This is a genomic window from Streptomyces sp. NPDC048248 (assembly GCF_043201875.1).
GTDB lineage: Bacteria > Actinomycetota > Actinomycetes > Streptomycetales > Streptomycetaceae > Streptomyces.
The window spans coordinates 350,467-364,302 of sequence record NZ_JBICZL010000008.1; the positions used below are offsets into that span (position 1 = coordinate 350,467).

Below are 13,836 nucleotides of genomic sequence, written 5' to 3' on the forward strand. Positions count from 1 at the left end.
CCAGGGAATGCGGCGGGTGCCCTCGGTCACGCGCACCGGAGCACGAAGGACCGACGGCGGACGCCGCGGCGGGGGAGGCGACGGCCACGGAGCTACCGCTCGGCCCGGCCGGAGCCGTCCCGGACGGGTCCCGGCGAGGTGCCGTCCGTGGGCCGGGGGACGTGGCCGGCCGTGGGGGGCGGCGAGCCGCTGGTGCGGCTGCTCTTTCCGACCGCGGTTCCGGCGGAGGCCAGCAGGAGCACGCCGAGCATCACGAAGGGTGCGGCGGTCCCCGCGACGCCTGCGAGCAGGCCCGCGGTTGCGGGGGCGGCTACCTGGCCCAGGCGGTTGCCGGTGAGGCGGAGGGCCAGGGCCGTGGAGCGGGCCCGGTCGGGCGCCGCCTGGACGACGGTGGTCATCGACAGCGGCTGGCCGACGCCGAGGCAGAAGCCGAGCGCGGTGAGCATCACGGCGAGCGCCCAGACCGGCACGGGCAGCACCATGCCGCCGCACAGCAGGCCGGCCAGGGCGCAGCTGCCGACCATCAGCGCGGTGCGGCCCAGCCACCGGATCATCGGCGTCATCACGAGCCGGCAGGCGATGGTGGCCGCGGCCCGCAGGCTGAGCAGCAGGCCGACGGTGGTGGGGGCGATGGCGCGGTCCTCGCCGATGACGGGGAGGTAAGCGGTCAGGATGTCGGTCGCGGAGAGCACGGCCAGGCTCATGAAGATGCCGGCGGGTACGCCCCGGGTGCGCAGGATGGCGCGCACCGGGACGTGCGACCCGGCCGGCTCGGGTGCGGTGGCGCCGGTTGCGGAGGGCGGGGTGCGCTGCTCCAGGCGCCAGAGCGCGACGTAGGAGACCGCGCCGACGGCGCCGGAGACGAGCAGTGCGGTGGCGCTCGTCGGGGCCATCGCGCCGTCGTGCTCGGAGATGACCAGGCCGGCGGCGATCGGGCCGACGAGCTGGCCGAGGGAGGCGCCGATGGTGAAGTGGCCGAAGTTGCGGTCGCGTTCGGCGGGGGCACTGCGGCGCGCGACGATCGACTGGGCCCCGATGACGAAGCAGAGGTGCCCCAGGCCCATCACGCCGCTCCAGGCGGCCATCGCGGGCAGCGAGCCGGCGAGGCCGCTGAGTGCGCAGCCGCCGCTGATCAGGGCAACGCCGACGACCAGCAGCGGCGCGCAGCGGCCGTGGTCGGTGCGGCGGCCGAGCGGGACGGCGACGAGCAACGGCAGCAGGGCGTAGACGGCGGTGATGACGCCGATGGCCTGTTCGTCGGCGCCCAGCGCGAGGGCCCGGTAGGAGACGGCCGGTCTGGCCATGCTCACCGCTCCTTGGGCGAAGGAGAAGGTGATGACCAGACGCAGCAGCCAGCTCCTGCCGGGCCTCGCGGGTGCCGTCACGGTGCGCTGTTCCGTTCCGTGTGTGGGGGGTGTTGCGGCAAGGGGTTCCTGCGCCTAGATGATGCCGAAGAGAAGACCGGCGCACAGGACCACCAGGGAGGTCAGTGCGGCCCACTTGATGGTGAACCTGGTGTGGTCGCCGAATTCGACCTTGGCCATGCCGATGAGGACGAACACCGCGGGCACCAGCGGGCTCGACATGTGCAGCGGCTGGCCGACGAGCGAGGCACGGGCGATCTCGATGGGGGCGACGCCGTGTGCGGCGCCGGCCTCGGCGAGGATCGGCACGATGCCGAAGTAGAAGCCGTCGTTCGACATCAGGTAGGTGAGCGGGACGCTCAGGATGCCGGTGACGATCGCCATGTGCGGGCCGAGGGCGTCCGGGATGCCGTCGACCAGCCAGCGGGCCATGTGCTCGACCATGCCCGTGCCGGTGAGCACGCCGGTGAAGACCGCGGCGGCGAAGACCATGCCGGAGACGTTCAGGACGTTCTCGGCGTGCGCGGCGATCCGGGCCTTCTGGTCCTTCATCTGCGGGAAGTTGACGGTCAGCGCGATGGCGGCGCCGATGAGGAAGAGCACCGGGATCGGCATCGTCTGCATGATCAGCAGGGTGAGCAGCGCGACGGTGAGCGCGGCGTTGAACCAGTACAGCTTGGGGCGCAGGGTGGCGCGCTGCGGGTCCAGACCCTGGAAGCTGCCGTCGGGGCCGTCGGTGGTGTCGTCGTCACCGGTGGCAGTGGCAGTGGCGGTGGAGCCCGCGCCGCCGGAAGCGGCCATCTTCCGGAACATCTTGCCGAACGCGTTGCCGCCCCCGGCCGCGGTGGCGCTGCCGCCGCCCGCGCCGACCAGGACCTGCTCGGTCTCCTTCTCCTCGACGACGTCGCCGAGCGTCAGGACGCCGAGCCGCTTGCGCTCACGCAGGCCGAGGACGTAGGCGAGGAGGAACACCGCGACCAGGCCGACGGCCAGCGCCGGGATCATCGGGACGAAGACGTCGCCGGCGTCGAGCTTGAGGGCGGTGGCGACGCGGGCGGTGGGGCCGCCCCAGGGCAGGGTGTTCATCACGCCGTTGGCGGTGGCGGCGACACCGGTCATGACCACCAGGCTCATCTTCAGCCTGCGGTAGAGCGGATACATCGCGGAAACGGTGATCATGAACGTGGTCGAGCCGTCCCCGTCGAGGGAGACGATCGCTGCGAGCACGGCGGTACCGACCACGATCCGCATCGGGTCGGCTTTGCAGAACCGCAGGATGCCGCGGACGATCGGGTCGAAGAGCCCGACGTCGATCATCACCCCGAAATAGATGATGGCGAACATCAGCATCGCGGCCGTGGGGGCAAGGTCACCGATGCCCTTGAGGACGTAGTCGCCCAGATTCCCGCCCTGTCCCACGAGCACGCAGAACAGAGCGGGAATGAGCACGAGCGCTGCTATCGGTGACATCTTCTTCATCATGATCAGCACCAGGAAGGTGGCGATCATGACAAATCCGAGGATTGTCAGCATTGGGGTACCTCACGTTCGCCCTTGAACACCCACCGGGGATGGCGGTCGTGGCGACGTTAGGTGCCGCAAACTTTCGTTAACAAGGTCTTGACGTGCGAGCAATACGAGCAAAACACCAGGTCATGAGCGAGCGGCGGGGATCGAGGGCGCCGGGGCGAGCTGAACGGGCAGCCCGTTGAGCACCGCGGTCCCCGACAGGACGTCCAGCCGGGTGCCGCAGTTGAGCTGATTGACGTTCCGTCCGGGGTCGGCGGCCGCCACCCCCATCCGCGTACCGGGCCGGTCGTGCCCCCAGCCGTGCGGCATGCTCACCACGCCGGGCCGCACCGCGTCGGTGACCTCCACCGGCACCTCCAGCTCTCCACCGTCCCCCTTCATCAGCGCCGTGCCGCCGTCGGTCAGGCCCAGCCGCGCCGCGTCCTGGGGGTGCACCTGCACGGTGCAGCGGTTGCTGCCACCGGTCAGCGCCGGGAGGTTGTGCATCCAGGAGTTGTTGGACCGCAGATGGCGCCGCCCGACGAGCAACAGGCCCTCGGGGCGCCGGGCGAGGGTCGTCCGCAGACGCGCCGCTTCGCTCGCCCTGATCGGCTCCGGGCACAGGTCGACGGTCCCGCCGCGGGTCTTGAGGACGCCGGGCACCCGAGGGGTCAGCGGACCGAGGTCGATGCCGTGCGGGCGCTCCAGCAGTCGCGCCAGGGTGAGCCCTTCGGGGTCCGCGCCGAAGCCGTCGCCGTACGGGCCGAGCCGCAGCATCATGTCGAGCCGCCGTTCGGCGCCGCTCTCGCCGGTCAGCTCCGCCGCGAGTTCGGCCGGCTGCCGGCCGTGGACCGGGGAGTGCGGGTCGGCGACGGCCTTGCCGAGCGCCGCGTCGATCACCATCGCGTCGACCAGGCCGGGGTCCGCGCCGTCCTGGCCGCCCGCGCACAGGATCAGCCGGGCATGGATCTCGCATTCGTCGGGCCGCCCTTCGCCGAGCGGCAGCACGGCCCGGGTGTAGCGGGCCTGGTTGCGGACGGCGAGGGCGTTGAAGGCGAAGTCGTAGTGCGCGCTGCGGGAGGGCGGTGGCGGCGGCAGGACGACGTCGGCGTGCCGCGAGGTCTCGTTGAGGTAGGGGTCGACGCTGACCATGAAGTCGGCACCGGCCAGCGCCCGGTCGAGCCGTTCACCGTCCGGGGCGGACAGCACCGGGTTGGCGGCGATGGCGATCACCGCACGGACCGGGCCGTCCGGCGCCCCCGGGTGCCCCGGCCCCGCCCCCGGCGTGTCGATCTCCTCGGCCAGCGCGGCCAACGGAAGCTCGGACTTGGCCTCGGGGTGGCCGGAGACGCGGCTGTGCCAGCGGCCGAGCGCGAATCCCCGGCCGGGCTTCGGCGGCCGGGGCGCCGCGCCGGTCGCGGACAGCGGGAACATCACGCCGCCCGGCCGGTCGAAGTTGCCGGTGAGGATGTTCACCACATCGACGAGCCAGCAGGTGAGGGTGCCGAACTCGACGGTGCTGGCACCGATCCGGCCGTATACCGCCGCGCGCTCCGCGGCCGCCAGCTCCCGGGCCAGCGTCCGGATCTCGTCCGCTGGCACCTCGCAGGCGGGCGCCACCACCTCCGGGGTGAACTCCGCAGCGAGCCGCTCGACGTCCGCGACCCCTTCGATGTGAGCGGCCCGCTCCCCCAGGTCCACCAGACCTTCGTCGAAGAGCACCTGCACCATGGCGAAGAGCAGCAGCGCGTCCGTGCCGGGGCGGATCGCCAGATGGCGATCGGCGATCCGGGCGGTGCGGGTGCGCCGCGGGTCGATCACCGTCAGCCGCCCGCCGCGCCGCCGCAGCGCCTTGAGCCGGCCGGGGAAGTCCGGTGCGGTGCACAGGCTGCCGTTGGAGTCCAGCGGGTTGGCGCCGATCACCACGAGGTGGTCGGTGCGGTCCAGGTCGGGCACGGGGATGGCCAGCGGGTCACCGTAGAGCAGGCCGCTGGAGACGTGCTTGGGCATCTGGTCGACGGTGGAGGCGGTGAAGACGTTGCGTGTCCGCAGGGTGCTGAGCAGGACCGGTGGGTAGAGCGCGCCGGCGACGGTGTGCACATTGGGGTTGCCGAGCACGACCGCGACGGCGTTCGCCCCGTGTTCCTCGATCACCGGCCGCAGTCCCGCCTGGACGGCCGCGAACGCCTCGTCCCAGCCGGCTTCCCGAAGCTGCCCGTCGCGCCGCACCAGGGGGCGGGTCAGTCGGTCGGGGTCGGCGTCGAGCTGGCCGAAGGCGGCGCCCTTGGGGCAGATGAACCCCTTGCTGAAGACATCGTCGCGATCGCCACGGGCTGCGGTGATGCGCCCCTGACCGAGCAGTTCCCGCCCGTCGGCGATGTCCTCCTCGACGGTGACGCTGAGCCCGCAGGTGGCCTCGCAGAGCGGGCAGATGCGCAGGGCGGTACGACTCATCGGTCCCTCCCGGGGACGGTGCCGGCGGCGGCGGTGCGCGTACGCACCGACCATACCGACCGGTACGCATGAGGGAAGCCCACCGGCGGAAATTCGCCGGAGAAGGGCGCACCACCGGCCCCCGTGACGGGCGCGCGCACCGCGCGCGGAGGCCGCCCGGGAGGGCGAGCCCGCCGTCAGCCCGCGCCGATCCCTCCGCCCGGCCCATCAGGCCCATCAGCGGCCCTGACGTCAACACTGCCCGAGCCGCCCGCGGGGCCGTCGTCCAGATACCGCCCGAGGTAGGCCCGCAGCAGGTGCCCGGTCTCCGTGATGATCGCCGGGTCGCCGCCCGGGTCCGTACGGAACGCGAGCTGGAGCAGCGCGTCGGCGGTCTCGACGGCGACGAGGAAGGCGGTGCGCAGCCCCTCGTCGGTGGCGTCCAGGCCGAGCCGGCCGGCGAACAGCTCGCGCAGCCGGTCGGCCACCTCGTAGTTGGCCTGCCGGGACTCCTGCGGGGCGGGAACGGTGAATTCCACCAGGGCGAAGCCCGGCACCGTCCGCTTCATGGCGAGGTACTCGTCGAGCACGACGTCCATCGCGTGCCGCCACGCCAGTGGCTCGGCGGAGGCGCTCAGCCGAGCGGTGATGCGGTCCGCGTAGGCGTCGAGGTTGCGCCGGGCGAGCGCTTCGGCCATGGCCCGCTTGTGGGGGAAGAAGCGGTAGACGGAGCCGATCGGGACCCCGGCCCGGCCGGCCACGGCGCGGGTGCTGAGGTCCTCGTATCCGGTCTCCTCCAGCAGTTCGGCGCAGGCGTCGAGGATGCGCGCGAGGCGCTGGGCGCTGCGCCGCTGGACGGGGACGCGCCGGAGCGGGGCGGGTGGCGGGGTGGGCTGCTGCACCCGTCCATCCTGCCCTCGGTTCGGTCGGACGACAGCAGGTCGTGCGGATACCGGCACGGCCGGGGCCGGGAGAGATCCGGCCAGGTCGGCCGGGAAGTCTCCGTTGACGGGCTCCCGCAGCAATCCTAAGGTCTTGCATAGGATTCCTTGAGCGGCGGGAGCACGCGATGACAGGTACGGGCAACGAGCAGGCGAGGAAGACGGCCGAAGGGTTGGGGTACTCCTCCGGCTTCGGCAACGAGCACAGCTCGGAGGCTCTCCCCGGCGCCCTGCCGGTGGGCCGCAACTCCCCCCAGCGCGCCCCCCTCGGCCTGTACGCGGAGCAGCTGAGCGGTTCGGCGTTCACCGAACCGCGGGCCCACAACCACCGCTCCTGGCTCTACCGCATCCGCCCTTCGGCCGCGCACCCGCCGTTCGTCCGCGCCGAGCGGCGCGCCATCCGCTCGGCGCCGTTCACCGACTGCGTCCCCGACCCCAACCGGCTGCGCTGGAACCCGCTGCCCGACCCGGCCGGCCCTGTCGACTTCCTGGACGGCCTGTGGACGCTGGGCGGCAACGGCGACGCGACACAGCGCACCGGCATGGCCGTGCACCTGTACCACGCCAACTCCTCCATGACGGGGCGGGTGTTCAGCGACGCGGACGGCGAGCTGCTGATCGTCCCGGAGCGCGGCGGGCTGCTGCTGCGCACCGAATTCGGCCTGCTGCGCGCCGAACCGGGCCACGTGGCGCTGATCCCCCGCGGCGTCCGCTTCCGCGTCGAGCTGCTGGACGACACCGCGCGCGGCTACGTCTGCGAGAACTACGGCAAGCCCTTCCAGCTCCCCGACCTCGGCCCGATCGGCGCCAACGGACTGGCGAACCCTCGGGACTTCCTCGCCCCGGTCGCCGCCTACGAGGACATCGAGGGGCCGTTCGAGGTCGTCAACAAGTTCTGCGGCAACCTCTGGACCGCTACCTACGACCACTCGCCGCTCGATGTGGTCGCCTGGCACGGCAACCACCTGCCGTACGTCTACGACCTGCACCGCTTCAACGTCATCGGCTCGATCAGCTACGACCACCCGGACCCGTCGATCTTCACGGTCCTCACCTCACCGTCCGACACCCCCGGCCTCGCCGGTGTGGACTTCGTGGTGTTCGCGCCGCGCTGGCTGGTCGGCGAGGACACCTTCCGGCCGCCCTACTTCCACCGCAATGTGATGACCGAGTACATGGGACTGATCGAGGGCGCCTACGACGCGAAGACCTCGGGCCCAGGGGGATTCGTGCCGGGCGGCGGCTCGCTGCACAACATGATGTCGGCGCACGGCCCGGACCGGGAGACCTTCGACAAGGCGAGCGCCGCCGAGCTGCGGCCGCAGCGGATCGACGACGGCCTGGCCTTCATGTTCGAGACCCGCTGGCCGCTGACCCTCACCGAGCAGGCCCGGGACGCGGAGCATCTGCAGACCGGCTACGACGACGTATGGCAGGGTCTCCAGCGCCACTTCCGCCCGTGAGACCGGGGAACGCCCTGTGAACACCTTCGCTCCCGACTCGCTCGCCCTGAACCGCAAGCTGCCGCTGTGGTACCAGGTCTCGCAGTCCCTGCGCGCCTCCATACTCGGCCGGTCCCCGGACGCGCCGCTGCGGCTGCCCACCGAGGACGCACTCGCCGCGCACTACGGCGTGAGCGTGCTGACCATGCGCCAGGCACTCAAGGAACTGGAGACCGAGGGCCTGATCAGCCGGCACCGGCGCCGCGGCACCTTCATCGAGCCGAGCGCCCAGCGTGGCTCGCCGGTGCGGCTGCTCGGCTCGGTGGACGCGATCGTCGCCCAGCAGTCCGGGATGACCAGCACGCTGCTGGAGCACGGGCCGGTGCCGGTGCCCGCCGAACTGGCCGAGTATTTCCCGGACTGCGCGGAGGTGACCGGATTTGGCCGGCTGCGCGGCGACGAGGAGACGGGTGAACCCACCAACCACGCGCGCAACTACGTCCGGCCCGATGTCGCCGCCAAGATCGACCCGGCGGATCTGGAGCGGTGGCCGATGACGAAGGTACTGCGGGACGCCGTGGGCGTCCGCATCAGCCGGATCACCGACACCGTCGAGGCGCGGCTGGCCGATCCGGAGACCGCCCGGCTGCTGGGGGTCCCGCTGCTGAGCCCGATCCTGCACTACACCGGCATCACCTACGACGAGGCCGGCCAGGCCGTCGACGTCGCCCGGATCCGCTACCGCGGCGACCGCTTCTCCTTCACGGTCACCCTGGACGCGCACTGACCGTGCCGGTCCGGCACGGCTGCGGCACGGGAGCGGAACAGCCCCGGGAGGGCGCTCAGATGCGCTCCAGGCTCCGCCCCGTGCTTCGCGGCCCCAACAGCGCCACGTCCAGGCACAACAGCACCATCAACATCGCGGAACCCGCGAACACCGCGGCCGCCCCGAGGTCGGTCAGCACACTGAGCGCCACGAAGGGCAGCACGACCGAGGTGAGCCGGGACAGCGAGTAGGCGATGCCGATCGCGCTGCTGCGCAGCCCCGTCGGGAAGATCTCGGTCTGGTACACGTGGAAGGCATTGGAGAAGACGTTGCTGCACACCGTCAGGCCGAAGCCGAAGGCGACGATCGCCCAGGTGGCGGAGGCGAATCCGAAGGCCAGGCCGCAGCCGGCCATGCCGAGGGCGGAGGCGATGATCAGCGTGCGGCGCTCGATCCGGTCGATGAGCGGGATGGAGAGCGCCGACCCGAGCGGATAGCCGCAGAAGCTCAGCGCCGCGTACAGCAAGGACGCGGTGACGGTGTGGCCCTTCTCGGTGAGCACCACCGGTGCCAGCGACCCGAAGCCGTAGTAGCCGACGGTCTGCAGGACTTGGAAGATCCACCACATGACGGTGCGCCGGCGGAAGTCCCCGCGGAACATCTCCCCCAGCGGCACCTTCCGCTCCGGGACGGTCTCCACCTCCGGGACGGACGGCAGGCTGGTGCCGGTCTCCCGCGCCACCCGCTCCTCGATGCCGGACACGATCCTGTCGGCTTCGCCGGTCCGCCCGCGCACCGTCAACCACCGCGGTGATTCGGGGAGTTGGCTGCGCATCAGCTGGATGAAGGCGGCGCCGAGCGCGCCGCCGACCAGCAGCCAGCGCCAGCCTTCGATGCCCAGCAGCTGCTGTTCGGCCACCAGCCGGGCCCCGAGCAGCGCGGCGACCGGCACCCCGAGGAAGCCGAAGGTGTACGCATAGGCGATGTACCGGCCGCGGACCGCGCGCGGGAGGAACTCGGCGAGATAGGTGTCGACGAGGACCAGTTCGGCGCCGAGGCCGAGGCCGGCGAGGAAGCGCAGCGCGAGCAGCCACTCCAAGTTCGGGGCGAACGCGCACAGCAGGGAGAACAGCGAGTACGCGCCCAGATTCACCATGAACATCCGGCGCCGTCCGAAGCGGTCGGCGAGCACCGACAGCACATTGGCGCCGACGAACATGCCGAGGAATCCCGAGGCGATCACCCAGGACTTCCCGGTGTGCCCGAGATGCCACTGTTCGGCCAGGACCGCACCGAGCACGCCGCCGAGAAAGATCTCGTAGAGGTCGAAGAAGGCACCGATGCCGACGATGAGCGTGATCCGGCGATGCCATCGGGACGGCGGCAGCCGGTCGAGCCGTGCCGCGGCGCGCGCGCCGATGGGGGTTCCCCCGCGCCGGTCAGGCGTGGGGGAGACGGTGTCCGACATGGCGGTCCTCCCCTGAGCTGGTCCCACGCGCAGGGCGGAGCCACGCCGCACCGCGCATCGGGCGTACCGCGTGGACGCTACCCCTCCAAGATCAGTTACCGGAAGGGCGCGTGGGCAGGAGTGCTCAGGGGTGCGCGCTTCCGGCGCGGCCACCGGCCCGTGGTTACGATGCCGGGGTCAACCGAACGGTCCGGGAGGGGCTCCGCGTGACGGCGAAGCAGGACGCGCCACGGCTGTCCGATCTGATGCCGTGGTCCGTGGCGCCGCTGCGGCTCGGCCGTTCCTGGGTCATGGGCCCTGACCCCGCGGTCCTCACGGCCCGCTGGAAGCGGCTGGTGGCGGCCGAGGACGCGACGGCCCGTGAGCGGCTGTTCCGGCCGTCCCGGGCCCGGACGCTGCACTCCGCCGTCGGACAGCTGCCCGGCCAGGCGACCCCCACCGAACGGCTGCTGCGGGCGGGCGGGCCGTGCCCCGCGCCCCAGCGGGTGCTGCACGGCCCCTTCGACCAGCAATGGCTGCTGCCCGACCATCGGCTGATCGACACCGCCCGGCCGGAGCTGTGGCGGGTGGCCGACGACCGCCAGCTGTTCGCGGTCGCGTGGGGAGCGGTGCCCCAGGTGCCGGGCCCCGCCGTGGTGTGCTCCGCGGTGCTCCCGGACGGCCGGTCCCCGGCCGGCCGCCCCGGCCGGATCCACCCGCTCCACCGGCGGCCGGGCGGCATCGAGCCGAACCTCGCACCGGGCCTGCTCGACCTGCTCGGCCGCCGTCTTGCCCGCCCCGCCGCCCCCGCCGAACTCCTCGCCTGGATCACCGCGAGCGCCCACCACTCCCCCGACGGCTGCGTGGTGCCGCTCCCCGCCGATCCGGCCGTCTGGGAGGACGGCGTGGCCCTCGGGGGACGGCTTTTGTGGCTGCAGACCCGCGGCGCCCGTACGGGCGGAGGGTCAGCCGACGGCCCGGGCGCGGCGAAGCGGCCCCGGATGCCGGGCGGCCGCCGGCCCTACGTACGCTCAGCTCTCCCCGAACGCGGCCTGCCGCAGACGCTCGACTACGACCGGGACGAGGAGGCGCTGCTGCTGGGCAGCGGGCGGATCGCTCCGGTGCCACCGGGCGCCTGGGACTACCACGCCGGCGGTGTACGCGTCCTCGACGCCTGGTTCGCGCAGCGCACCGGCGCGGGCGCGGAGCCCGCCGAGGCCGGTTCGCTGGCGGCACTGCGCCCCGCGACCTGGCCACAGGAGTGGACCTCGGACCTGCTGGAGCTGATCACCGTCCTGGCCCTGCTGGCAGAACTGAGCGCGCCCGTCGAGGAGTTGCGCCGGCGGACCGCCGACGCACCGGGGATCGGGGCGGCCGAGCTGCGGGCGGCCGGCGTCCTCCCCGCGCCGCTCTCCGCGCGGCGTCCGGCATCCGTGCTCGACCACCACGAAGAGGGCCCCGAAGGGCAGTTCGCCCTGCTGTGAGGCGCCGGGGCGCGCGCCCCGGCGCCCGTCCACGCCTCCGCTCACGCCTGGGGCGCCAACTCCGGCCCAAGCGAGGAGAACGTCTCCTGGCTCACCACCCGCTTCGGCGGCCAGGTGATGTTCTTCGGAGGCCAGTGCTGCCCGGTCCGCTCCAGAAACCAGGCGGGCGGCTCGTACATCGGGGGCTCATAGCCGTCCGGCAGCGCGGTCCGCCAGGTCACGCCCTTGGTGCGCCGGGCGAACTCGTCCTTGACGGCCTTGAGCCGGGCCGGCTGGGTGAGCAGGTCGACGGCGGTCGCTGCCAGGTACTTGGCGGCGGCGAGCAGCGCCGCGTGACCGGGCCCGGCGCCGGAGCAGGACGCCGTGGACCAGGTGTGCATCTTGGTGCCGACGGGGGCCAGCGCCGCGCCCATCGAGACGGTGGGGACCTGCCAGCTGATGTCCGCGACATCGGTCGAACCTCCGCCCATGAAAACCGGGTTGGGCGGGGTCAGAGCACCGATCTCGTCGTGCAGGCCCTTCTGCGGCAGCCCCAGCGACTTCTGCAGTTCCTTCGCGAGCCGCTGCGCGCCGGCGCTGAAGTCCGGTGGGCCGATGGTGCGCATGTTGTCGTGCATCAGCTCCGCGAAGGAGCGCGACGGCAACTGGTTCCAGCAGGCCGACGTGATCTTGTGCTGGACCCGGGTGCGGCTCGCCTTCGCGGCGGCCTCGGAAATGGCGATGACCTTGTCCAGGAGCACCTGCACCCGCTCGGGACTGCCCTCCCGCACGTAGTACGAGATCTCGGCGATCTCGGGGGTGACGTTGGGGATGTCACCGCCGTTGTTGATGACCCAGTGCAGGCGGCCGGACGGCGCGAGGTTCTCCTCGCGCAGGAATTCCGACATCGTCGCCATCATCACGGCGGCGTCGAGCGCGCTCTTGTTGCCGAGCGGTGTGCCGCCGTGTCCGGCCACCCCGAGGAAGGTGAAGGTGACCGCGGTCATCGCGGTGGTGGTGCCCCAGCCGGTGGCATTGGACGTCGACGGATGCCAGTCGAGGAAGGCGTCCAGGCCGTCGTACACCCCCTTGCTGACCGCGTACGTCTTACCGATCAACTGCTCCTCGGCCGTGGAACCGAAGAACTTCACGGTGACCGGCAAGCGGTGGGTGCGGGCAGCCTGCGCCACCGCGGCGGCCGCCGCCGCGGCAGCGGTGCCCAGCGCACAGTGTCCGCAGCCGTGACCCGGGCCGTAGCCAGGGGCGAACGGGTCGTGGATGTACTCCTGCGGATCGTGGTGGCCGACGCCCTTGTGCTGGGAGAGCCCCGGGAGCGCGTCGTACTCCCCGCTGAAGCCGAGTACCGGGCCGCCGCTTCCCTGACGGAAGGTCGCGGTGAAGGCGGTGGGGAATCCCGCGGTGCCGAAGCGCACGTCGAACCCGGCTCGTTCCAGGAATTCGGCCTGCGCCAGCGAGGACTTCCACTCCCGGAGGCTGAGCTCGGCGTGCTGCCATATCTCGTCGTTGAGGCCGGTGATGGCGGCGGCCTTACGGTCGATCCAGTCGAGCGCGGCGTCCTTGGCGGGGCTGTCCTTCGCCAGATCGGCGGGCGCGCGGTATCCGCCGTCCGCATCGGCGGTGTCCGCTGCCGCCGCCATGGCCGGGTCCGTACCGCCCGCCGTCACCCCGCCGACCACGCCCGCGGCGCCGAGCAGCTGCATGATCCGGCGCCGGCTGAGGCCACCGGCGGACGAGGTGAGGGTGGGGTCGTCGTGCTCGTGGTGGTCGTGCAGATCGCACACAAACGCCTCCGGGAATGAGGTAGTTGTACGGCGCAAGCGATCAGCACCCTGGCCCGGAATGGTTGCTTCGTCAACAGCGCGGGGTGACAGCGGAGTTACCGATCGACAGGAATCGTCGAAGAACGGGCACCGCCGCCGGCGCCTCGCCAGGCGCCGGCGGCGGTCACGGGGAAAGAAAGAACCACCCGCCACGGGGACGGGTGGTTCGTATCCGGGCACCGAACGGCCTCCGGGTGAGGGGAAGGCCGTCAGAGCGCTCCGGAGAAGGATTCCTGCCTCCGGCGAGCACACCGACGCGCTGCGTGACGCCCTTGGCCTGATGCGCGATCGGATCGCAGCGCTGCGCCGGGACGGTGTGGTCGCCCGAGGTATTTACTTCAGGGGTACTACGGTCAGCCGTGGCCGCCGAACAGCGAACGCCGCAGCCTGCGCAGCGGTGCGAACAGCGAGACCCTGGCGCCGCGGCTCCCTCTCGTGCGCGAGTGATCACGAGCGGTGAGCTCCTGCATCAATGACGTCGCACCCTGCGCCTCACGCTGCGGGACGGCGGGGCCGCCCAGCACCGCGAGATGACGGTCGAGGCGCGCACTGGACGCGCCGCTACCGCAGTTGATGGCAGGGACTCGCGCCCTGCTACGCACTGTTATCTGTTCCATGACTCTCCCCACC

10 protein-coding genes are annotated in these 13,836 nt (G+C 72.1%); 3 read left to right on the plus strand and 7 right to left on the minus strand.

Annotated features, from left to right (window positions below; all coding sequences use genetic code 11):
- Positions 1-92: 92 nt before the first annotated feature.
- The 4 genes from ACGFZW_RS19770 to ACGFZW_RS19785 all read right to left on the minus strand — a co-directional run bounded on the left by ACGFZW_RS19770 (position 93) and on the right by ACGFZW_RS19785 (position 6,208).
- Complete coding sequence (locus ACGFZW_RS19770; protein ID WP_393894426.1) at positions 93-1,385, minus strand: MFS transporter; 1,293 nt, start codon at positions 1,383-1,385, stop codon at positions 93-95.
- Between the two features lie 54 nt (positions 1,386-1,439).
- A complete protein-coding gene (locus tag ACGFZW_RS19775; RefSeq protein WP_393894427.1) occupies positions 1,440-2,897 on the minus strand; it encodes a CitMHS family transporter in 1,458 nt (485 codons plus the stop codon).
- Between the two features lie 120 nt (positions 2,898-3,017).
- On the minus strand, positions 3,018-5,327 hold the full coding sequence (locus tag ACGFZW_RS19780; protein ID WP_393894428.1) for a molybdopterin-dependent oxidoreductase: 2,310 nt from the start codon (positions 5,325-5,327) through the stop codon (positions 3,018-3,020).
- Between the two features lie 176 nt (positions 5,328-5,503).
- Positions 5,504-6,208, minus strand: a complete 705-nt coding sequence (locus ACGFZW_RS19785; RefSeq protein ID WP_393894429.1) for a TetR/AcrR family transcriptional regulator — start codon at positions 6,206-6,208, stop codon at positions 5,504-5,506.
- 167 nt (positions 6,209-6,375) lie between these two features.
- On the opposite strand from ACGFZW_RS19785, the gene hmgA reads away from it, so the two are divergent.
- Together hmgA and ACGFZW_RS19795 are read left to right on the plus strand one after the other, a co-directional pair.
- The gene (hmgA, locus tag ACGFZW_RS19790; RefSeq protein ID WP_393894430.1) at positions 6,376-7,710 is read left to right on the plus strand and encodes a homogentisate 1,2-dioxygenase; all 1,335 of its coding nucleotides are present in this window, start codon (positions 6,376-6,378) and stop codon (positions 7,708-7,710) included.
- Between the two features lie 16 nt (positions 7,711-7,726).
- Complete coding sequence (locus ACGFZW_RS19795; protein ID WP_393894431.1) at positions 7,727-8,476, plus strand: GntR family transcriptional regulator; 750 nt, start codon at positions 7,727-7,729, stop codon at positions 8,474-8,476.
- Positions 8,477-8,531: 55 nt separating this feature from the next.
- On the opposite strand, the gene ACGFZW_RS19800 is transcribed toward ACGFZW_RS19795, so the two are convergent.
- On the minus strand, positions 8,532-9,923 hold the full coding sequence (locus ACGFZW_RS19800) for an MFS transporter (protein WP_393894432.1): 1,392 nt from the start codon (positions 9,921-9,923) through the stop codon (positions 8,532-8,534).
- A gap of 206 nt (positions 9,924-10,129) precedes the next feature.
- On the opposite strand from ACGFZW_RS19800, the gene ACGFZW_RS19805 reads away from it, so the two are divergent.
- Positions 10,130-11,386: a type ISP restriction/modification enzyme gene (locus ACGFZW_RS19805; protein WP_393894433.1), complete on the plus strand. Its 1,257-nt coding sequence runs from the start codon at positions 10,130-10,132 to the stop codon at positions 11,384-11,386.
- Positions 11,387-11,427: 41 nt separating this feature from the next.
- On the opposite strand, the gene ACGFZW_RS19810 is transcribed toward ACGFZW_RS19805, so the two are convergent.
- Together ACGFZW_RS19810 and ACGFZW_RS19815 are read right to left on the minus strand one after the other, a co-directional pair.
- Positions 11,428-13,167, minus strand: a complete 1,740-nt coding sequence (locus tag ACGFZW_RS19810; RefSeq protein ID WP_393894434.1) for an amidohydrolase — start codon at positions 13,165-13,167, stop codon at positions 11,428-11,430.
- Between the two features lie 392 nt (positions 13,168-13,559).
- Positions 13,560-13,823 carry a hypothetical protein gene (locus tag ACGFZW_RS19815; protein ID WP_393894435.1) on the minus strand — a complete coding sequence of 88 codons (264 nt, stop codon included), beginning with the start codon at positions 13,821-13,823 and terminating at the stop codon, positions 13,560-13,562.
- Positions 13,824-13,836: the final 13 nt, after the last annotated feature.